At 72.9% G+C, this 21,030-nt stretch carries 16 protein-coding genes; 11 read left to right on the plus strand and 5 right to left on the minus strand.

Going from position 1 to position 21,030, the window contains the following annotated elements:
* Positions 1-289: 289 nt before the first annotated feature.
* Genes AB0A61_RS08885 through AB0A61_RS08920 form a run of 8 tightly spaced genes read left to right on the plus strand, consistent with a single transcriptional unit; the run spans position 290 to position 9,721 of the window.
* Complete coding sequence (locus tag AB0A61_RS08885) at positions 290-1,375, plus strand: DUF3344 domain-containing protein (RefSeq protein ID WP_361288406.1); 1,086 nt, start codon at positions 290-292, stop codon at positions 1,373-1,375.
* A 50-nt stretch (positions 1,376-1,425) separates the two neighbouring features.
* Positions 1,426-2,715 carry a glycosyltransferase gene (locus AB0A61_RS08890; protein ID WP_361288409.1) on the plus strand — a complete coding sequence of 430 codons (1,290 nt, stop codon included), beginning with the start codon at positions 1,426-1,428 and terminating at the stop codon, positions 2,713-2,715.
* Positions 2,712-4,139 (plus strand): exopolysaccharide biosynthesis polyprenyl glycosylphosphotransferase, encoded by a 1,428-nt coding sequence (locus AB0A61_RS08895; protein ID WP_361288412.1) that lies wholly within the window; start codon positions 2,712-2,714, stop codon positions 4,137-4,139. The genes AB0A61_RS08890 and AB0A61_RS08895 overlap by 4 nt, the downstream gene beginning before the upstream one ends.
* 5 nt (positions 4,140-4,144) lie before the next feature.
* Complete coding sequence (locus AB0A61_RS08900) at positions 4,145-5,482, plus strand: O-antigen ligase family protein (protein WP_361288415.1); 1,338 nt, start codon at positions 4,145-4,147, stop codon at positions 5,480-5,482.
* On the plus strand, positions 5,479-7,164 hold the full coding sequence (locus tag AB0A61_RS08905; RefSeq protein WP_361288418.1) for a lipid II flippase MurJ: 1,686 nt from the start codon (positions 5,479-5,481) through the stop codon (positions 7,162-7,164). The genes AB0A61_RS08900 and AB0A61_RS08905 overlap by 4 nt, the downstream gene beginning before the upstream one ends.
* Positions 7,148-7,912 (plus strand): polysaccharide deacetylase family protein, encoded by a 765-nt coding sequence (locus AB0A61_RS08910; protein WP_361288421.1) that lies wholly within the window; start codon positions 7,148-7,150, stop codon positions 7,910-7,912. The genes AB0A61_RS08905 and AB0A61_RS08910 overlap by 17 nt, the downstream gene beginning before the upstream one ends.
* A gap of 1 nt (position 7,913) precedes the next feature.
* Entirely contained in the window at positions 7,914-9,068 is a 1,155-nt protein-coding gene (locus AB0A61_RS08915) for a glycosyltransferase (protein ID WP_361288424.1), read from the plus strand.
* The gene (locus AB0A61_RS08920) at positions 9,065-9,721 is read left to right on the plus strand and encodes a lipopolysaccharide biosynthesis protein (RefSeq protein ID WP_361288427.1); all 657 of its coding nucleotides are present in this window, start codon (positions 9,065-9,067) and stop codon (positions 9,719-9,721) included. The genes AB0A61_RS08915 and AB0A61_RS08920 overlap by 4 nt, the downstream gene beginning before the upstream one ends.
* Positions 9,722-9,774: 53 nt before the next feature.
* Here AB0A61_RS08920 and AB0A61_RS08925 read toward each other — a convergent pair whose 3' ends face one another.
* Positions 9,775-11,163: a glycosyl hydrolase gene (locus AB0A61_RS08925; RefSeq protein ID WP_361288430.1), complete on the minus strand. Its 1,389-nt coding sequence runs from the start codon at positions 11,161-11,163 to the stop codon at positions 9,775-9,777.
* Between the two features lie 167 nt (positions 11,164-11,330).
* Between AB0A61_RS08925 and AB0A61_RS08930 the strand changes: the two genes are divergently transcribed.
* Together AB0A61_RS08930 and AB0A61_RS08935 are read left to right on the plus strand one after the other, a co-directional pair.
* A complete protein-coding gene (locus AB0A61_RS08930) occupies positions 11,331-12,584 on the plus strand; it encodes an ATP-grasp domain-containing protein (RefSeq protein ID WP_361288433.1) in 1,254 nt (417 codons plus the stop codon).
* 2 nt (positions 12,585-12,586) lie between these two features.
* Positions 12,587-13,852, plus strand: a complete 1,266-nt coding sequence (locus tag AB0A61_RS08935; RefSeq protein WP_361289134.1) for an NAD(P)-binding domain-containing protein — start codon at positions 12,587-12,589, stop codon at positions 13,850-13,852.
* A gap of 373 nt (positions 13,853-14,225) precedes the next feature.
* Here AB0A61_RS08935 and AB0A61_RS08940 read toward each other — a convergent pair whose 3' ends face one another.
* The 3 genes from AB0A61_RS08940 to AB0A61_RS08950 all read right to left on the minus strand — a co-directional run bounded on the left by AB0A61_RS08940 (position 14,226) and on the right by AB0A61_RS08950 (position 18,954).
* Positions 14,226-14,837: a chaplin family protein gene (locus tag AB0A61_RS08940; RefSeq protein WP_361288436.1), complete on the minus strand. Its 612-nt coding sequence runs from the start codon at positions 14,835-14,837 to the stop codon at positions 14,226-14,228.
* A gap of 599 nt (positions 14,838-15,436) precedes the next feature.
* Positions 15,437-16,297: an ABC transporter permease gene (locus AB0A61_RS08945; RefSeq protein WP_361288438.1), complete on the minus strand. Its 861-nt coding sequence runs from the start codon at positions 16,295-16,297 to the stop codon at positions 15,437-15,439.
* Positions 16,294-18,954 (minus strand): alpha/beta fold hydrolase, encoded by a 2,661-nt coding sequence (locus AB0A61_RS08950; RefSeq protein ID WP_361288440.1) that lies wholly within the window; start codon positions 18,952-18,954, stop codon positions 16,294-16,296. The genes AB0A61_RS08945 and AB0A61_RS08950 overlap by 4 nt, the downstream gene beginning before the upstream one ends.
* Before the next feature lie 115 nt (positions 18,955-19,069).
* Here AB0A61_RS08950 and AB0A61_RS08955 point away from each other — a divergent pair, with 115 nt between their 5' ends.
* Positions 19,070-19,495, plus strand: coding sequence for a GNAT family N-acetyltransferase (locus AB0A61_RS08955; protein WP_361288443.1), 426 nt, complete (start codon positions 19,070-19,072; stop codon positions 19,493-19,495).
* A 9-nt stretch (positions 19,496-19,504) separates the two neighbouring features.
* On the opposite strand, the gene AB0A61_RS08960 is transcribed toward AB0A61_RS08955, so the two are convergent.
* Positions 19,505-20,902 (minus strand): APC family permease, encoded by a 1,398-nt coding sequence (locus AB0A61_RS08960; RefSeq protein WP_361288446.1) that lies wholly within the window; start codon positions 20,900-20,902, stop codon positions 19,505-19,507.
* Positions 20,903-21,030: the final 128 nt, after the last annotated feature.

The raw sequence follows: 21,030 nt of genomic DNA on the forward strand, positions 1-21,030 counted from the left end.
CCGACCGCGCAGCGGCCCCCGTTCGGGGGAGCCGCATCGGCCGGTCCGCAACGGAGGTCGGGCGGCCGTCGAAGGGACCGGTGTTGACGTCGGGGGCGCGGAGATGTGCGCCGATGGCGTGATTCCGTGAACCTGACTGGCTTCACGATTCCGACACACATGTCTTGTTTCACCATACTTGTCCGGTTAGCGGTTAGCGTGCGGACCTCCCGACGCACCCCTCCGGGCGGACACATCGCACTCTGCCGCTGCTGCCACCGCCACCTGTTCCGAAAGGGCAACGACGGCCATGCGCCATTCCTTGGGTCCGCTGCTCCGCCGTGCGACGGTGGGCGTCCTAGCCCTCGCCGCGATGTGGGCACCCGGCGGCTCCCCGGCCGCCGCGCCGGCCGCGGCGCCGGCGCCGGAGGCGAGCAGACTCGCGTTCACCGAGCGCTACCGCGCGCACCAGCACGGCGGCATCGTACGCGCGGCCAACGCCTCCATCAGCTGCCGCTCGGCGGAACCTTCGTGCCCCGACACCCGGGCGGGCGGGCGCGGTGCGAACGGCGACTTCGACATGACCTACACCGACGTCGACGACGACCCGAACACCTACAACTCCTCCCGCGCGGAGGTGCGCCTGCCCGCCGGCTCGCGCGTCACCTACGCGCGCCTGTACTGGGGCGGCAACCTGCGCGTGGGCGAACAGAAACCGCAGGAGGACAACGGGCGGGTGCTGATCGCCGAACCGGGCGGGGCGTACAAGCAGTTCGCCGCGGACACCGTCGTCGGACACCGGGTGGCGGACGGCGCGGACGCCTTCCAGGCCTCGGCGGACGTGACGCAACTGGTCCGGGACAGCGCGCCGGGGCTGTTCACCGTGGCGCAGGTCAACGTGGCGAGCGGCCGGTCGGAGGCCGGGGCCTGGGGCGGCTGGACGCTGGTGGTGGCGTACGAGAACCCGGCGGAGCCGCTGCGGGACATCGCGATCTGGGACGGCTTCGCACCGCTGAAGGGCGGGGGGCGTGAGATGCGGATGCGGGATCTGAGCCTTGGAGAAGGCTCGGGGGGCCGCGCGGGTCTGGTGGCGTACAACGGCGACCGCGGCACCAGAGGCGACTGGCTCACCCTGACGACCGACGGCTCCTCCGCCGACCTGAGCGACCCCGCCAATCCCCCGGACGACGTCCTGAACTCCACCATCAGTGACCCCGGGGACAACCCACCGGCGCGCGTGCCCGCGTACGCCAACACCCTCGGCTACGACTCCGACGTGTTCGACCTCGGAAGAGGCCTGCGGCACACCGGTGACGAGGCGACCCTGCGGCTCAGCTCCGATCGGGACGCCGCCTGGGCGGGTGTGCTGTTCGCCGCCTTCGACGCCCGGCAGTGAGTGAAGTGACCGCCGTCCCCAGCGCTTTCGTGAGCAAGGAAACCGCGCATATGCATGTGTCACACGCCGGCCCCCGGCCGCGGATCCTGCACCTCACCCAGCCGGTGGACGGCGGGGTGGCGCGGGTCGTGACGGACCTGGTCCGCGCACAGCTGGGGGACGGCCTGGAGGTCACCGTCGGCTGTCCCGACAGCGCCCTCACCGCGCAACTGGGGGCGCTCGGCGCGCACGTACGGCACTGGGCCGCGAGCCGGTCGCCGGGCCCCTCGCTCGTGGGGGAGGTACGGCGTCTCGCCCGGCTGATCGACGAGGTACGCCCCGATCTGGTGCACGCGCACAGCGCGAAGGCCGGGCTCGCCGGGCGGCTCGCGGTGCGCGGGCGGATTCCGACGGTCTTCCAGCCGCACGCCTGGTCGTTCGAGGCGGTCGGCGGGGTCACCGCGGGCCTCGCCCTCAAGTGGGAGCGATGGGGCGCGCGTTGGGCCGCGCGGGTGCTGTGTGTGAGCGAGGCGGAGCGCGCCACCGGCGTGCGCGCCGGCATCGCCGGCCGGTGGACCGTCGTCCCCAACGGCATCGATCCCGAGCACTTCCGCCCGGCCCCCGCCGACACCGTGCGGGCCGGGCTGGCACCGCTCGCCGGCATCCACCCGGCGGCGCCACTCGCCGTCTGCGTCGGACGGCTGTGCCGGCAGAAGGGGCAGGACGTCCTGCTGCGGGCGTGGGACACCGTCGCGCGCCGGCTGCCCGAAGCCCGTCTCGTACTGGTCGGCGACGGGCCGGACCGCGACCGGCTTCGCGAGAGCGCCCCCCGGTCGGTGCTGTTCGCGGGAGCCGTCGCCGACGCCTCCCCCTGGTACCAGGCCGCCGATCTCGTGGTCCTGCCGTCCCGCTGGGAGGGCATGGCGCTGGCCCCGCTGGAGGCGATGGGCTGCGGGCGGGCCGTGCTGGTCACGGACGTCGACGGCGCCCGCGAGAGCCTGCCGCCCTCCTTCGCGGCCCGCTGCCTGGTCCCCCCGGAGAACCCGACGGCGCTGGCCGGGGCCGTCACGGAACTGCTGCTCGACCCGCTGCTGCGCGAGTCGCTCGGCAACCAGGCCCGTCATCACGTGCTGTCCACCCATGACGTGCGGCACACCGCCGAGGCGGTCGCGGACGTCTACCGCGACCTGCTCGGCACATGGCCCACCACCGACAGGGCGGGCCTGTCCCGAGCGGTCGGGCCCGCCATGGCCCGCAGCGCTGAGCACGGTCGGCAGCTCGACACCGGCCGTGGCGCCGAGGCGAACCAGACGACACCGCGCGTCGAGCCCACCGAGCACAGGGAGTCGAACCACTCGTGACCGCCGAACGTACCGTCCCCTCACCCGGCGTACCGCCACGCAACCATCAGTCCTCACCGGTCTCGGTCATGCCGCAGCGTGGCAGCACCACCGGTTTCCGGGTCACCGCACCGCGGGCCCCGGCACGGCCGGCCTCACCGGTTCCGCTGCTCGTCGCGGACGGCGTCGCCGCGCTGCTGGGCGCCCTGACGCTCCCCGGGTCCCAGCGCCACCCGGTCTTCGTCGCCCTGCTGATCGCCGCATCGCTGCTGCTGCGCCAGCGCGACACCCGGCCGCCGGTGCCGGTGCTGCTGGAGGAGATGCCCTCCGTGCTGGGCCGCGTCGCGGTGGTCTGGCTGGCGCTCGCTGCGCTCGTGGCCGCGTACCGGCCGGAGCACACCCTGTCCGGCCGCGCCCTGCTGACGGGTCTCGTCGTGCAGGCGGCGGCGGCATGTGCGCTGCGCGGCGCCGTGCACGGGCGGCGGCGCGCCGCGCTGCTGCGCCACCCGCACACCGCGCTCCTGGTCGGCCCGGTGGCGACCGCGCAGCGCGTGGCCGCCGCCCTGCTGCGCCACCCGGGGTGCGGCGTGCGGCCGGTGGGGATCGTCGCCGAGCAGCCGGACGGCACCGACGGCCTGCCGGTACTGACCACCGGCGAGGAGGTCAAGCGTGCCGTCATCCAGAACGGGGTACAGGCGGTGCTGGCCGTCCACCCCTGCGTACGCAACGAACAGGGACCGCTGCTGCGGGCGCTGGCCGACTCCGGCTGTGAGGTGTGGGAGGTCGACGCCGACACCCCCTCGTACGCGGCGAAGGAGCGGCTGGCCGGCTTCTGCTGCCGGCGTCTGGACCTGTCCCCCGAACGCCGCGACAGCGTGGGCAAGCGAATGCTCGACATCCTCGTGTCAGGGACGCTGTTGCTGCTGGTCAGTCCGCTGCTGCTGGCGTGCGCCGTGACACTGCGGATCTGCGACGGACCGGGCGTGGTGTTCCGGCAGGAGCGCATCGGAAGGAACGACAAGCCGTTCACGCTGCTGAAGTTCCGCACCCACCGCCCGGTCGACGAGCACGAGTCGGCGACCCGGTGGAGCGTGGCCAACGAGCACCAGATGCGCTGGTTCTGCCGCATGTTGCGGCGCACCTCGCTGGACGAGCTGCTCCAGCTGTGGAACGTGCTCCGGGGCGACATGAGCCTGGTCGGCCCGCGGCCCGAACGCCCCTACTTCGTCGCCCAGTTCAGCCAGACCTACCCCGGCTACGCGGCCCGCCACCGGATGCGGACCGGCATCACCGGCCTCGCCCAGATCCACGGACTGCGCGGCGACACCTCGATCGAGGACCGCAGCCGGTTCGACAACGCCTACATCGACAACTGGTCGCTGTGGCAGGACGTCTGCATCCTGCTGCGCACCGCGGTCGCGCTGGTACGTCCGACGGGGAGCTGAGAGACGTGAGCCACGCCCTGACACCGCTCCAGAGCCGGGCCGTCGCGCTGGCGCCGGTCCTGCCCCTGGTGGCCGTGCTCGCGCTGCTGGCCCTGCCACTGGCGTCGCACGGCGCGGGGCCCGCCGACGTGGTCTCCGGGCTGATGGTGGTGTACTGCGTGATCCGTCTGCTGCGCGAACGGCGGCGCCCGCTGTCGACCACCGCGGCCGTGGTGCTGGGCCTGCCGGTCGTGGGGTTCGCGCTCGCCGCCATGGGGGCGTCCTCTCCCGAGACCGGTCTGAGCGGCCTCGGCCGCTATCTGCAGATCTTCGTGCTGGTCCCGGCGGCCGTGCTGCTGCTGATCCGCGACCGGGGCGACTTCCGGCTGCTGGCCTGGTCGTTCGTGGGGCTCGCGCTGTGGCAGGGGGCCATCGGCGTGCACCAGTACGTCACCCGGACCGGCGCCTCCTACCAGGGCGAGGACATCCGTGCGGTCGGCACCTTCGGCGCGCACGACGTGATGGGCATGGCGGCGGCGGTCTCCCTCGGCCTGGTGTGCGCGGTCGCGATCGCGCTGGGCCCGGCGCCCGTACGGCAGCGGGCGATCGCCGCCGGATGCGCTCTGGCACTGCTGCTGCCGCTCGCCCTCTCCTTCAGCCGGGGCGCCTGGATCGCGACCGCCCTGACGTGCACCGCGCAGCTGGTGCTGACCGGGCTGCGGCGCGCCCTGAAGGTGGCCGCGGCCGCGGCCGCCGCGGGCGTGATCCTGGTGGGCGGGTTCGGCGTCGGCACGGCCATGCTGCAGGAGCGGATCAACAGCATCGCGCAGGTCACCGACGCCCCCGACCAGTCCGTCGTCGACCGGTACACCCTGTGGGCGTCCGCCATCGGCATCTGGCGCCAGCACCCGCTGACCGGTGTCGGGGTGAAGGGCTTCCCCCAGTACCGGGACGGGCACGCCACGCTGGCACTGTCGTCGGGCGCCGAGATCGCGGGCGCGGGAGCGGCGTACCAGAAGCAGGCGCTGCTGTCGCCGCACAACATGTACCTGCTGGTGCTGAGCGAGCAGGGACTGATCGGGCTGCTCACGCTCGCCGGGAGCTGGCTGGCGCTGCTGGTGTGCGGGCTGCGGGGACTGCTGCGCGTGCGCGGACCCGGGCTCGACTGCGCACTCGTGGCCTGCGGGCTGCTGATCTGGTTCCTGACCGACTTCGTGTACGGGGACATCGGCGGCCCGTCGACCGTGCTGACCGCCATGGGCCTGGGGCTGGTGGCCTGGTGGGCGCTGGCCGGCGAGAAGCGGGTGGGCGTCGTGCCGCGGGACGGAGTGCGCGAGCGCGTCGAGGAGGCCGTGGCGCGATGACGGTGAGGCCTTCGCAGACCCCCGGCTCCGCGGCCGACGACGCGGCGACCGTACCCGCGGCACGCACCGCCGTCCCGGCCGGGAACGGCACCGACGCGCCCTCGTCCTCGCGGGGATTCCTCGCCAGGGCCGCGCTCGTCACGGCGTCGCTCTCCATGGCCGGCTCCCTGCTCGGCCTGGTGCGTGACCAGTCGCTGGCCCGGCTGTTCGGTGCCGGGAGCGAGACGGACGCCTTCCTGGTCGCCTGGACCGTGCCGGAGTTCGCCGCCACCCTGCTCATCGAGGACGGACTGGCGCTGGTGCTGATCCCGGCGTTCAGCATGGCGCTGGCCCGTCGCGCCCGCGGCGCCCCGGGCGACCCGGTCCGTGCCGTGCTCGCCTCCACCCTGCCCCGCCTGTGCTTCGCCCTGGCCGCGGTGGCCGCGCTGATCGCCGGCGCGGCCCCCTTCCTGGTCCGGGCCCTGGCGCCCGGTCTGCCCGACCCCCGGCTCGCCGCCGACTGCACCCGGCTCACGGCGACCTGCGTGCTGTCCTTCGGTCTCGCCGGGTACTGCAGCGCCGCCCTCCGGGCACACCGCCGCTTCCTCGCGCCCGCCGCGATCTACGTCGCCTACAACACCGGCATCATCGCCGCGATGTTCCTGCTCGGCGGGCACTGGGGCGTGCGCTCCGCGGCGGTCGGGGTGGCGGCGGGCGGCTGTCTGATGGTGGTGGCCCAGATCCCCTCGCTGTGGCGGCAACTGTCCTCGCGCGGGCCGGTCCTGCGCGAGGCCGGGGCCGTCGCCGAGGAACGGCCGATGCAACTCGCCCTGGTCGCCGCCGTCCTCCTCTTCGCCCTGTGCCGCCAGTCGCAGGTCCTGGTCGAGCGCTTCCTCGCCTCCACCCTGCCCGCCGGGGCCATCTCGCACCTGAACTACGCGCAGAAGGTCGCCCAGATCCCGATGACGCTGTCGCTGATGGTGTGCACCGTCACCTTCCCGGTGGTGGCACGGGCGCTCGCGGACGGCGACACCGAACGCGCCCGCAAGCGTGTGGAGCGGGATCTGGCGCTGGCCTCCGGCCTGGTGCTGCTGGGCATGTGCGTGGTGATCGCCTGCGCCCCGCAGATGATCGAACTGCTCTTCCAGCGGGGCGCGTTCACCGCCAGTGACACCGCGGCGACGGCGGACGTCATGCGGGTGTACTCCTTCGGCCTGCTGGGCCAGACCCTGGTGGGTGCCCTGGTCCGCTCGTACTTCTCGGCGGGCCGGCCCAGCTGGTATCCCGTCGGTGCGATGACCGCGGGCGTCGCGGTGACGTCCTGGGTCGGCGCCGCGACCGTGGGCACCTGGGGCGTGTCGGGGATCGCCGCCGCCAATGCCCTGGGCATCACCTTCACGGCCGCCCTGATGCTGGCCGGCCTGCGCGCGCCCCGAAACGGCCCGCACAGCGTCTCGATCCGCGTCCGGCAGGTACTGGCCGAGCTGAGCAGGCCGGTGCGCGCGGCGGTCGTCGCCACTGTCGCCGGGGCGTTCGTGGCGAGCCGGCCGCAGTCCCCGGTGGCGGGCCTCGTGGCCGGCTGCCTGACCGTGACCGCCGTCTTCGTCCCGCTCACCGGCGCCCTGGGCGCCCAGAGCTTCGCACCCGCACTGCGCTCCGTACGCACCGTCACACGAAGGCTGACACATGGCCGTTTCCGCTGAAACCTCCACCATCGGCAGACTGCCTGCCCCGCGCCCCGGTCCGGTCCCGTGGGTGGCGATGTACCACTCCGTGGGCGACTGCTCGGACGACCCGTACCGCATCACGGTCACCCCCGAGCGGCTCGACCGGCAGCTGGCGTGGCTGCACCGGCGGGGGCTGCGGGGCGTGTCCGTGGCCGCGCTGCTCGCCGCCCGCACCCGGAGCGAAAGGCGGGGCCTGGTCGGGCTCACCTTCGACGACGGGTACGCCGACTTCGTCACCGACGCCCTGCCGCTGCTGCGCCGTTGGAGCTGCGGCGCCACCCTCTTCGTACTGCCCGGACGCCTCGGCGGCGACAACGCCTGGGATCCGCTCGGCCCGCGCAAGCCGCTGCTGACCGCGGACGGGATCCGGCACGCGGCCGCCGAGGGCGTGGAGATCGGCTCGCACGGACTGACCCATGCCGACCTCGCCCGGGCGAACGACCTCACCCTCAAGGCCGAGGTCACCGAGAGCCGCGCCCTGCTCGAGGAGCTGACCGGCAGGCGGGTGGACGGCTTCTGCTATCCGTACGGCACGGTCGACGCCCGCGCCGTGCGGGCCGTACGGGAAGCGGGATACGCCTACGCCTGCGCCATCGACCCCGGCCCGCTGACCGGTCCGCACGCCCTGCCACGCGTGCACATCGGCCAGACGGACACGGCCTGGCGCCTGTACCTCAAGCACCGGCTGCACCGGCTGCGCCGGCGCCCCGTGGAGGGCTTGTGAGATGAAGGGTCTGCACATCATCACCGGTCTCGGTGTCGGCGGGGCCGAGCAGCAGCTGCGTCTGCTGCTGCGCCACCTGCCCGTCGACTGCGACGTGGTGACGCTCACCAACCCCGGTCCGGTCGCCGAGGGCCTGACCGCCGACGGTGTCCGCGTGGTCCATCTCGGCATGGGCGGCAACCGGGACCTGGCCGCGCTGCCGCGCCTGGTCCGGCTGATCCGCAAGGGCGGCTACGACCTGGTGCACACGCACCTGTACCGGGCCTGCGTCTACGGCCGGCTCGCCGCGCGCATCGCCGGGGTCCGTGCGGTCGTCGCCACCGAACACTCCCTGGGCGACTCGCAGATGGAGGGCCGCAGGCTGACGTCAGGGGTGCGCAGGCTGTATCTCGCCAGCGAGCGCCTCGGCTCGTCGACGGTCGCCGTGTCCCCGACGGTGGCCGACCGCCTCAAGCGCTGGGGCGTGCCCGCGCCCCGCATCGAGGTCGTCCCGAACGGCATCGACCTGGACCGCTTCCGCTTCGACCAGGAGCGGCGCGAGCGCACCCGCCGGCGCCTCGGCCTGCCGGAGGGCGCGTACGTCGTCGGCGGTGTCGGCCGGCTCGCCCGGGGCAAGCGGTTCGACGTCCTCGTCCACGCGCTCACCCGGCTCCCGGACGACCACTGGCTGCTGCTGGTGGGCAGCGGCCCCGAGGAGCACGTCCTGCGCCGGACGGCACACGAGGCCGGTGTGGCCGAGCGCGTCCTGTTCACCGGCGAACGTCCCTACGTCCCCGACGGCTCCCCCGGTCCCGACCTGCCCTCGCTCACCTCCGCGATGGACCTGCTCGCGTCCCCGTCCGCGGAGGAGGCCTTCGGACTCGCGGCCGTGGAGGCGCTGGCCTCCGGCCTGCCGGTGCTCTACGCCTCCTGCCCGGCGATCGAGGACCTGCCGCCCCCGGCCGCGGCCGGCGCGCGGCGCGTGCGCGGCGGCCCCGAGGCGTTCGCCCGCGCGATCGCCGAGGTCCGCGCGGCGGGGCCCCGGCCCCGCACGGCGCCGGAGGCCGCGCACCGCTACAGCATCACCCGCAGCGCGGCGCGGCTCATGAACGTGTACGCAGCAGCGATCTCCAGCTCGTCGTCGTCCCTCTCACCTCAGGGAGCAAGCCCCTCATGACCGACACCCCGACCCGTCAGCGCCGCCTGTCCCTGGACCGCGTCAGGGGGCTGCCGCCCTGGTCGCTGCTCGCGACCGGCACCCTCGTCGGCGGCCTGTTCGGCGGCGCGTACGGCGTGCTGACCCCTCCGACGTACACCGCCACCAGCTACGTCGTCGCCGTACCGACCGGGAAGACCGAGGTGAACTCCGCCCTCGGCTTCGCGCAGGCCTACGGTCGTGTCGCCACCCAGCTGTCGGTGCTGGCGGACGCGCAGGACCAGGTGGGCGTGCCGGTGCGCACCCTGCAGCGGAACGTGCAGGCGGCGACCTCGCCGGACGCTCCGATGGTCGCCGTGTCGGCCACCTCCCCGCGCCCGGGTCTCGCCACCGACATGGCCAACGCCGTCTCCCGAGCGCTGACCCGGCAGGCGAACGCCGCCAAGGAGACCACCCATGTCCAGCTCGTGCAGTTCTCGAAGGCGGTCCGGCCGACCGAGCCGACGTCCGCGTCGTCCCGGGTGACCGCACTGGTGGGCGCGAGCGCGGGCGGACTGCTGTCCGGACTGGTCCTGCTGGCGCGGCCGAGGCGGAGGGGGAAGGAAGACGACCCCCTCCCCGCCGCCTCGGTGCCCGGCCCGGCCCCCGCCGCCGATGTGCACGGTCAGCTGTGACCACGGTCCAGCCTGCCCAACTCGTCGTCGGCCGGGGCGCGTTCGTCGCCGCGCTAGTGCGACCACCAGTCGAGGCGGACGCAGAGCTTCCCGCCGAGCCAGTGCTCCACCCAGCTGCCCAGGTCCAGCGGCGAGCAGGCCGGCGGGGGCGGTGGTGCGGTGGGCACGGTGGGCGACGGCGTCGGTACGGGGGCCGGGGCCGTCTGGTCGGTACGGCCGAAGAGATGGGCCCGGTAGACCTCGGCCGACTTCGGGTTGGCCGCGCACTGCCACACACCGTGCGGACAGTAGTCGGTCAGCGTGTTGTAGAGCGGCTTGTGCTCGTCCATCCACGCGAGCATGCGCTGCATGTATTCGGCGTTGTCGCCGTTGCGGAAGAGCCCCCATTCGGGATAGGAGATGGGTTTGCCGTGGGCCTTCGCGAAATCCACATGCGCCTGAAGCCCGTAGGGCTCCCGCACCTGCTGGTCGAAGGAAATCCCGGCCGGCTGGTCGTAGGAGTCCATGCCGAGAATGTCGACCGTGGCGTCACCCGGATAACACTTCGTCCAGGCGACGGCGTCCAGACCGCGGCTCGGCGCGAAGTCGAACCGGAACCGCTGGCCGGGCACCGAACGCATGGTGGTGACGATCCGGTTCCAGTACTTCTTCCAGGACTCCGGGTCCGGCCCGCAGCGATGGGTGTACGTGCTGCCGTTCATCTCCCAGCCCAGCACGAGGACCGTGTCCGGCACCTTGAGCCGAACCAGCCGCTCGGCCAGGGCGCGGAAGTGGTGGTCGAACCTCCCTGCCGCGCCCTGCCGCAGCAGCTGCCTGACGTCGCCGTCGGAGACGTCGTCCTCGTTGCGCTCCTGCAGGGGGACGTTGAGGACGAACATCCGGTCGGTTCGCTCGTTGCGCCAGTGTGCCCACACGTCGAGGAAGCTGGGGGCACCCTCGATGTCGCGCCAGCTGTCGCCGGGCAGATAGGTGTGGCCGACGCGGAGTTCGGCACCGCCCAGCCAGTGACTGAGCAGCCCCATGCGGGCCACGCCGAGGGCGTCGGAGCTGAGGAAGGCACCGAAGGCCGAACCGTTGGCCAGCAGAGGGACCTGGATGTTCGGCGGCGTCGGCACCGGCAGTCCGGGGAGGGCCGGAGGTGTCAGCGACACCCCGGGATCAGCCGGAACCGTGGGAACCGTGGGCGTCGGGATCACGGGCGTGGGAATCGCGGGCGTCGGGATCGTGGGCGTCGCGATCGCAGGCAGGGCGACCGCGGGTGGACGGACGGACGGGACACTCGGCGCGGGCACCGCCGGGGGCGGCACCGGAGCGGAGGATCCGGCCGGCCTCATCACCTCCAGCCCCGACGCGGGACCGGTGGCCAGGGCGGCGGACGCCACGGCCGCCGCCGCGCCCACGGCCAGCCGGCGGACCCGGGCCCGCTTGTGCACTGGGGCCATGCCTGCTCCTTCATTCGCTCTCGTCCGACTTTCTCGCGCATTTCTCATTATTGACGCACAGTCATATGAAGTCAGGCACAGGAAAGCCAATGGCGCCACCGCCATTGCGGCTTTCGAGTACCGCGCTCGCCCGCACGGGTGAGCCGATCCGAAAGAAAAGAGAATTCGTGTCGTTGCTTGACACCCGAGTCCCCGCCGTACTGCTGCGGATCGACCGGAATCCCTTTCACCACGGAACGCTGGGGGCAGTGCGTTCGCTCGGCAGGGCAGGAGTGGAGGTGCATGTCGTCGCCGATTCCACGGGTAGTCCCGTTCAAAGGTCTCGTTACGTACGTCAGATGCATGCCCCGCCGCTTCCCGGAGCATCCCCGGACGACATCCGGGCCGTGCTGCGCCGCGTGGCCGACCGGATCGCGCGCCCTGCCGTCCTGGTCCCGATGGACGACGCGAGCGCGATCGCCGCGACAGGCATGCGGGACGATCTCACGCCCTCCTACCTGCTGCCCAGGATGCCGGGCCCGCTGGCCGAACGCGTCGCCGACAAGGCGGAACTGGCCACCGTGTGCGCGTCCGCGAGCGTCCCGCACCCGGTGACGCTGGTCCCGGACAACCCGGCCCGGGTCGCCGACGCCGCCCGCCGGCTCGGGCTGCCACTGGTGGCGAAGTGGAGCCGGCCCTGGCTACTGCCCACGGGCAACGGACTGCGCAGCACGGTGCTGGTACACACCGAGCAGCAGGCCCAGGAGCTGTACATGCGCACCCGGGAGGCGGGCAGCCGGCTGCTGCTGCAGGAGTACCTGGCACCGGGACCGAACCGGGACTGGTTCTTCCACGGCTACGCCGACCACTCGGGCGCCGTGCGCGCGGGCGGGCCGGGCCGCAAGCAGCTTGCCTGGCCGCGTGGCGCGGGGCTGACCGCGGTGGGCTGCTGGACGCCCAACCCGCAGATCCAGGCGCTGGCCGAGCGGCTCATCGGCGAGCTCGGCTACCGCGGCGTCTTCGACCTCGACTTCCGCCGCTGCGGCACGACGGGCCGCTACCACCTGCTGGACTTCAACCCGCGCCCCGGCGCCCAGTTCCGGCTCTTCGCGGACAGCACCGGGCTGGACGTCGTACGCGCCCTGCACCTGGACCTGACGGGCCGTGCGGTGCCGGAGGGCGTCCCGCTGGCCGGGCGGGCGTTCGTGGTGGAGAACTACGCGCCGCTCGCCGCGCTGCGCACGGCGCCGGGCGGGCGCGAACTGGCCTGGTACGCCCGGGACGACCGCGTTCCCGGGTGGGCGATGTGGGCCCTGTGGTGCCGCCATGTGTCCCGCCGGCTGCGGGAGCGGCTGAGCGCGGCCCCGGCGGCACCGGTGCCACTTGTGATCCCCAGGGCGGCCTCACCCGCCCTGACCGACGACGAGAAAGCGAGCAGTTGATGATGTACGACCTTCTGGTGGTGGGGGCGGGCCCGTACGGCCTGTCGATCGCCTCCCACGCCGCGGGCGCCGGGCTGAACATGCGTGTGTTCGGCAGACCCATGGCGTCCTGGCGGGACAACATGCCCCGGGGCATGTTCCTGAAGTCCGAGCCCTGGGCGTCCAACCTCTCCGACCCCGGCGGGCGTTATCGTCTCGACGTGTACTGCGCCGAGCGGGGCATGACGGCACGTCACGCGGAGCCGATCCCGGTCGAGGCGTTCGCCTCCTACGGCCTGTGGTTCGCGCGCCATGCCGTGCCGGAGGTGGACGAGCGCATGGTGACCCGGGTGGCGTACGGTCCCGGCGGCTTCACGGCGGTCATCGAGGACGGGGAAGTACTGCACGCGCGGGCGGTGGCGCTGGCGGTCGGTGTGATGCCGTTCGTCGAGGTGCCGGCGGCGCTGCGCGGACTGCACCCCGCGCTGGTGACGCACAGCAGCCACCACAGTGACCTCGACCGCTTCCGGGGCAAGGACGTCACGGTGATCGGCGGCGGCCAGGCGGCCCTGGAGACCGCGGCGCTGCTCGCCGAACAGGGCACCCGGGCACGGGTGCTGGCGCGGGCCGACCGGCTGCGGTGGAACGACATGCCGCCGCTGTGGGAGCGCCCCTGGTGGCAGAACGTCCGCTCCCCACACAGCGGCCTCGGCCCCGGCTGGCGGAACTGGTTCTACTCCGAGCGTCCCGGCCTCTACCGGCACCTGCCGCAGGCCACCCGGGCGCGCATCGCGACCACGGCGCTGGGGCCGGCGGGCGCGTGGTGGGTGCGGGACCGGGTGGAGGGCGCGGTGGAACTGCTGCCGAGCCACGAAGTCACCGCTGCCAGTGCGGTGCCCGGCGGGGTACGGCTGGACCTCGCGAGCCCCAAGGGAGGCCTGCGCGCCCTGGAGACCGAACACGTCATCGCGGCCACGGGATTCCGGGCGCGCTGCGACCGGCTGGGTGTGCTCTCCGACGAGCTCCGCGGGACGCTGGCGGCGCTGCCCGACGGCTCCCCGGCGGTCGGGCACGACTTCGAGTCCTCCCACCCCGGTCTGTTCCTCGCGGGCCTGCTGACCGCCTCCGGATTCGGGCCGGCCATGCGCTTCGTGCAGGGCGCGCCCTTCACGGCGGCCACCCTCGTCCGAGGGGTGCGCCGTCGACTGAAGAAGACCCCCATGGGCGGGAGGATTCCCGTACCGGGAGGCGGCAGCCGGGACTGGTCGCCGACGCCGGTGCGTCGCTGACGGGCGATCATACGCGGACGCTGCCGGTTCGCCGGGCGCGATCCGGCGTCAGCGGCCCGTCCGGGTGCCGCTGAGGGGGCAGGCGCCGACGGCCGGCCCCGGGCCCGCCGGGCCGAACGTGACAGCTGGGCCGACCCTGACTGACGGAACGGTCGCCGACCGGACGGTTGCTGCCGGGACGGTCGCCGACGGGACCGTCGCTGCCTGGACGGCCGCCGACGGCACCGTCTCTGCCGGCCCGGCCCGAGCGGCAGTGCGCCACCGGACCGGTTCGAGCCCCCTCGTGTGGTGGCTCGAACCGGTCCGGGTGATGCCTGCTCGTCAGCGGTGGCGTGCGGGTGCCGGGCGGATCGCGTCCGGCACCCGTAAGCCGCTACCGCTGGGAGGCGACTCGGCCGCGGCGGTACAGCATCATTCCGCCGGTGATCAGTGCCGCACTGGCGGCCGAGGTCGCCAGCATGGCCTTGTCCCCGGTCTGGGCCAGCTGGGGCGGCTCGTTGAGCTCCACGTGGCGGGCCGGAGGCGGCGTCTTACGGCTCCGCTTGGGCGGAGTCGTCTTGCGCGGCGGCTTGCTGACGCGCGTGGGGGGCGTCCTCGGGGTGGTGACGCTGGTGGCCGGAGGAGCCTGGCAGCCGGTGGCCTTGGTCCCGGCCGCCTGCGTCCCAAGCACGGTGTCACTCGTGCCGTAGCCCAGGTCGCTGGTCGAGGACTGGGACGTCTCGTCCGTCGCCGTGTCGCACGCGTCGCCGACGCAGGAGTTGCCGAACGCGTCGTTGAGCACCGCGCCCGCGGTGACGGTGTTGCCGCACAGGTTCGCCGGCACATCGGCCGGAGCCTGCACGGCGTTCCCGGCCAGCAGACCGTGGGAACCCGAGGTGCCTCCGGTCGCGTCCGTGTCAGCGATGGCCGAACTGCACGACAGGGACAGAATGCCCGTGGCGGCGGCGGCCGCAACGAACACTCCCCTGCTCAGGGTCTGTCGCAATGTGGTTATCTTCCTGCTTGAAGAATCGGGAAAGCCAGCCGTGGAACGCGGATCGCGGATCTACGTCCAAGGCCGGCCATGACACAGCCGGGAGGCCGGTACGTTGGGCGGTCATTCGTTCTTGTACTTGCTGCCATCGCCGGGTTCGGAGTGATAATTGGTCGACCGATCTGTCGTACACGCATTCCGGCTCAATGCTCCATGGACGGCCGGAGCCGGGTGGCACGACGTGAACGGTCACCGCACCGAACGAGGCATGGACGTGGGGGAAGCCGCGGAACGTGTGTCGCCCGTCTGCCTCGCGTCACCACGTGTTTGCCCCTCAGGCGGAAAAGCCTGCGCCGAAAGGCCGTGCTACCGCGGACCGGCGGCCGCCGCGGCGGCCATTGCCTTTTTGAGCACTGCATATTCCTTTCTCGTGGCGTCTCGTGGCGTCGCATGCCCTGCTGCATCATCAACCCGGCACCGGGGAATTGGTTTCGGGGATTCACCCGGTTGGCCCGCTCCGCATCCGGAAAGGGCGGGAAGTCACTGGTCGCCGGGGGGTGCACGAGCACTTTCCGTTTCGGCCGGCGGGGCGAACCCCGTCGGCCGGCCGGCTACGACACCACGTCCTTCCGGGCGAAACCACGAAAGGCCAGTGCGAACAGCACCAGTGCGTATGTAGTGGAAATCGCCGAGCCCTGAATCATCCCGGTCCACTCGGGGTGGGGCTGAACGGCGTCCGCCCAGGCGAACTGCCAGTGCGCGGGCAGGAAGTCGCGCCAGTGCCCGAGGGCGGTGACGGCGTCCAGGACGTTGCCCACGATGGTCAGGCCGACCGCGCCGCCGACCGCGCCCAGGGGTGCGTCCGTCCTGGTCGACAGCCAGAACGCCAGTCCCGCGGTGACCAGTTGGGACACGAAGACGTACGCCACGACGAGCACCAGCCGCTGGGTCGCGGTCCCCGTGTCCAGGGCGCCGCCGGTGGGGATCTGCAGCGGGCCCCAGCCGTAGGCGGCGGTGCCGACGGCGAGCGCCACCACCGGCAGCAGGACCATCGCCGCCAGACTCATCCCCAGCCCGACGACCAGCTTGGACCACAGCAGGCGGCCCCGGGGCACGGGCGCGGCGAGCAGATAGCGCAGCGAGGACCAGCTCGCCTCCGAGGCCACCGTGTCCCCGCAGAACAGTGCCACCGGGATCACCAGCAGGAAGCCCGCCGACACGAACAGGTTCACCGCGGCGAAGTTGGCGCCGGAGGCGGTGGCCGTGTCCATCAGCGTCACCCGGTCGTTGCGGCCCGCCGGGTCGCCTCCGACGGCGAAGGCGACGACCAGGACGAACGGCAGCGCGGTCAGGATCCCGCCCATGACCAGGGTGCGGCGCCGCTTCAACTGCCGCACCAGTTCCACCCGCAGGGGCAGCGTGCGGCCCGCCCGGTAGCCGGAGGCCACCTCGGTGACGGCGGGCGTGCTCATGCGGAACCTCCGATCAGGGTGAGGAAGGCGTCCTCCAGACGCCGGTGCGGGCCGACCGACGCGACGGGCACTTCCAGGCGCACCAGTTCGACGACCAGGCGCTGCGCCGTGCCGCCGGGTTCGAGCCGGACCAGAAGGCCGTCCTCGGTCCGCACCGCCGAGGCCACGCCCGGCAGGGTGGCCACCTTTTCGACGACGGGCTCCTGCACGGGTGTGGCGGTGCCGACGAGGAGGGTGTCGCCGGAACCGACGATCTCGGCGACCGGGCCGGCCTGGACCAGCCGGCCGCGGTCCATGACGACCAGATGGGTGCAGGACTGTTCGACCTCCGCCAGCAGATGGCTGGAGACGATGACGGTGCGGCCCGCTGCCGCGTACCGGATCACCACCTCGCGCATCTCGCGGATCTGGGGCGGGTCGAGTCCGTTGGTCGGTTCGTCGAGGATGAGCAGGTCCGGCAGACCGAGCATGGCCTGGGCGATGGCCAGGCGCTGACGCATGCCCTGGGAGTACGTGCGCACCGCCCGGGCCAGGGCGTCGCCGAGGCCGGCGATCTCCAGGGCCTCGTCCAGGTGCGCGTCCTCGGCCGGCCGGCCGGTGGCCCGCCAGTACAGCTCCAGGTTCTCCCGGCCGGACAGATGCGGCAGGAAGCCGGCGCCCTCGACGAAGGCGCCGACCCGGGAGAGCACCGGCGCACCCGGCCGGATCGTGTGACCGAAGACGCGGATCTCTCCGCCGTCCGGGCCGATCAGGCCCATCAGCATGCGCAGGGTCGTCGTCTTGCCCGCGCCGTTCGGGCCGAGCAGACCCACCACCTGCCCCTTCTCCACGCGGAAGGACAGGTCCCGTACCGCGTACCGGTCCGCCGACTTCGCGTACCGCTTGCTCAAGCCGGTTATCCGGAGGGGGACTTCGGCCAGCCGCGGATCGGGTGCGGGGGTCGCCGTACGGCGCCGCGCCGTCAGCAGCAGGGCGAGCGCGACCGCCGCGCCCACGAGCGGCAGCCACCACACCCACGTCGGAAGTGGCGCGGCCGCGGTGGTCACACCGGGCGCGGTCGGCACCCGCAGGTCGCCCTTCACCGAGACGGTGTAGGTCGCGGGCGCCGTCGGCGAGGCGTAGCCCAGGTCGGTGGAGGCGAGGACCAGGCGGAGCCGGTGGCCCTTCTGCACCTCGTGGTCGACGGCCGGGAGCGTGAGCGTGACGTCCCTGCCCGCCCGGGCGCCCTCGACGCGCACCGGGACGACCAGTTGGGAGGGGAGGACCGGCCGAGTGCCGCCCGGTCCCACGTCGTACACCTTCCCGAAGAGCACCGCGTCGTCGCTCGTGGACGTGACGTGGACGGTCACCGTCGGCGATCCGGTGATCCGCAGGTCGCCGGCGACCGGCGCGGAGTCGAACCGCGCGTACTGGCCGGGGAAGTCCAGCGACACCCCGATGCCCAGCGAGGAGAGTTGGCCGAGGCCGCCCGCGCCGCCGAGGCCGGGCAGGGACGAGACGGCGGGCGGGCTCGCTCCGGCCGGGTTCTCCAGGCGCTGCTCGCCTCCCTTGAGCGGGACCGGCCGCGGGGCGCTCTGCAGCCCCGGGTAGGCGGCTGCGCTCGCGCCCCGCAGCAGTGCCCGCCCGTCGGTGGAGTCGACGCCTCCGGTGCGGGTGACGCGGAAGGCAGGGCCTGTGTCGACGCCCTTGGTGCCCTTGAGGTACCGGTCGAACCAGGTCTTCACGCGTGTCTGGATCCGGCCGGTCTCCGGGTCGCCGCCGTCGTGGCCGCCCGGGATCCAGTCGACGTCGACCGGGGCTCCGTTGGCGCGGATCGCCTTCTGTGCCGCGTCGGCCTGGCCGAGCGGGAAGAGGGAGTCGGACTGGCCCTGCACCAGCAGCGCCGGCACCTTGATGCGGCCGGCGACCGCCGCCGGGGAGCGCTCCTCCAGCAGTTTGCGCGCCTCGGCGTCCGGCTTCCCGGACTCGGCGACCCGCTCGTACATCCGGCACAGTTCGGGCTCGAACCGTGCGCACCCGCCGCCGGAGTTGATGAAGACGCCCGCCCACAGTTTCTTGAAGACGCCGTTGGGGAACAGGGCGTCCGCGAGGTTCCAGTACGTGATCGCCGGGGCGATGGCGTCCACCCGCCGGTCGTACCCCGCGGCCAGCAGGGAGATCGCGCCGCCGTAGGAGGCGCCCGCCACGCCCACGCGCGGGTCGCCGGGCCGGTCGAGCTCGACCTCGGGGCGCCCGGCCAGCCAGTCGATGAGCCTGGAGACGTCGGCGACCTCGGCCCCGGGGTCGTTCAGGCCGATCTTTCCCGTGGACCTGCCGAAGCCGCGGGCCGACCACGTCAGCACCGCGTACCCGTCTCTGGCGAGGTCCTGTGCCTGCTGCCGCACGTCGTCCTTGCTGCCACCGAAGCCGTGCGCCAGCAGGACGGCCGGGCGGCGGCCGGGCACCGCGGAGGTGAAGTACGAGGTGTCGAGGCGCACTCCGTCGCCCATGTTCATGACCCGGTCGAAGCGGTGCACCGGGGCGGGGCCGCCAGAGGCGACCGCGGTCATGGCCGTCCAGGTACCCGCGCAGACGAGCACGACGACGACGGCCCCGGCGGCCAGCAGGCGCCGGGGCCCCCGAAGCAGCCCCCGGAGACGGAGCCGTCGAAGATCCATGCGTCCACGGTACGGGCCGCCACCGACAGCCGAAGCAGCCTTCGGACCGAACCTCCGCCCCTCCTCCGGGAGTACGGGCCTCACCCGGCATACCGCAGGCGTGGTACCAAGGCCCATGGAGATTCGCCGGGCCGCCACCGTCGCCGAAGTGGCCGCTGCCGAGTACCTGTTCGACAACCCGGTCCGCACCGCGTGGGCCGAGCGCTTCCTGACCGCCGCCGGGCATCACCTCCTGCTCGCCTACGAGGAGCACGCGGAGAACGCCGCCGCCCCGGTCGGCTTCGTCAGCGGGGTCGAGACCGTCCATCCCGACAAGGGCACCGAGATGTTCCTGTACGAGCTGGCGGTCGCCGAGCCGTACCGGCGCAGGGGGATCGGCCGGGAGCTGGTGCGGCGGCTGGCCGCCCTCGGCCGCGAGCTCGGCTGCTACGGCATGTGGGTCCTGGTGGACACCGGAAACGACGTCGCCCTTGCCGCCTACCGCAGCGCGGGGGGCAAGGACGACGGGACGTGCTCGGTGGTGACCTGGGACTTCACCTGACGGTGACGATCAGGCCCGCGCGTCCTCCGGGATCGACACCAGCCAGCGGGTGTCGCGGCGCGGACGGAGGTAGAAGGCCCAGTACAGGGTGGCGACCGCCGTGATGCCTCCGGTCCACAGCAGGTAGGTCATCTCCTGCTGGCTGAGGATGTACGCGAGCACCGCGATGAGCAGGAGGGGCATGGCGGGCCACAGCGGCATGCGCCAGGCGGGCGTGTGCTTGTGGCTGCCGCGGCGGGCGAGCAGGGCGGCGACCGCGACGAGCAGGTACATGCCGGTCACCGAGACGCCGGTGACGCCGTAGAGCGTGTCCAGGTTGACGAAGCACAGGACCGCACCGGGGATGCCCACCGCGAGGGTGGCGACCCACGGGGAGCCGAACCGGCCGAGCTTGGAGAAGACGTTGTTGACCGGCTCGGGCCAGGCCTTGTCGCGGGCGGAGGCGAACAGCACGCGGGAGTTCTGGATCACCATGACGATGCCGGCATTGATGATCGCCAGGGCCACGCAGAGGCTGACGAAGGTGCCGACCGCGGAGTTGGACCAGGCGGTGACCATGCTGCTGAGGTCGCCGCCGGTGAGCTCCTTGATGTCGGAGGCGCCCATGGTGATGGCCACGACCGGGACCAGGATGACCACGGTGGAGATGGCGAGGGTGGCCAGCACCGTGCGGGCGACGTTGCGGCGCGGGTGCTCCAGCTCCTCGGAGAGGTAGACGGCGGTCGAGAAGCCCTGGGTGACGAAGAGGGCGATGGCGAGTCCGGAGACGACCAGCATCGCGGTCACGGTGTCCGTGTGGCCGTCCGTACCGGCCACCTGCATGGAGACCAGGCTGCCCACCCCGCGGTGGCTGTGCGCGAAGCCCAGCAGGGCGACCACGCCCGCGGCGACGACCTCCAGGACCAGGAAGATGCCGGTGATCCAGGCGTTGGCACGCAGGTCCAGCAGACCGGCGAGGGTGGCGAGCAGCATGACGCCGGCACCGGTCATCGCGGGGTCGAGATGCACGATGGGCGCCAGGTAGTCCGCCGTGCCCATCGCGATCACCGGCGGGACGATCATGACCACCAGCAGTGACAGCACGAAGACCAGCCAGCCCGCGAGCCGCCCGGCCATCGTCGACACCATGGCGTACTCGCCGCCCGCGCTGGGGATGAGAGTGCCCAGCTCCGAGTAGCAGAACGCCACGGCGATACAGAGGAGGGAGCCGATGGCGATCGTCAGGGCGGTGGCGGTGCCGAGGGAGCCGAACAGGTCGGGCACGACCACGAACAGCGTGGAGGCGGGCGTCACGCACGAGAGCGTGAGAAGAGTGCCGCCGACCACCCCGATGGAGCGCTTGAGCTTCTGAGGGCTGTCGGACGCCTCTGGGGTGGCGTTGTCGACAGGGCGGAGCGTGTCGGTCATGCGGCGGTTCCGATCGACTCGTGCGACAGGTGAAGGGGTCGGGAGCGCTATCGCCTCCGGCGGCTTCGGTCGTACGTGCTCTCGTCCGCTCCCGGCGCTGATGGAACCCCGACGAAAACCGCTGCGTC

Source organism: Streptomyces sp. NPDC046197 (assembly GCF_040646295.1).
GTDB lineage: Bacteria > Actinomycetota > Actinomycetes > Streptomycetales > Streptomycetaceae > Streptomyces.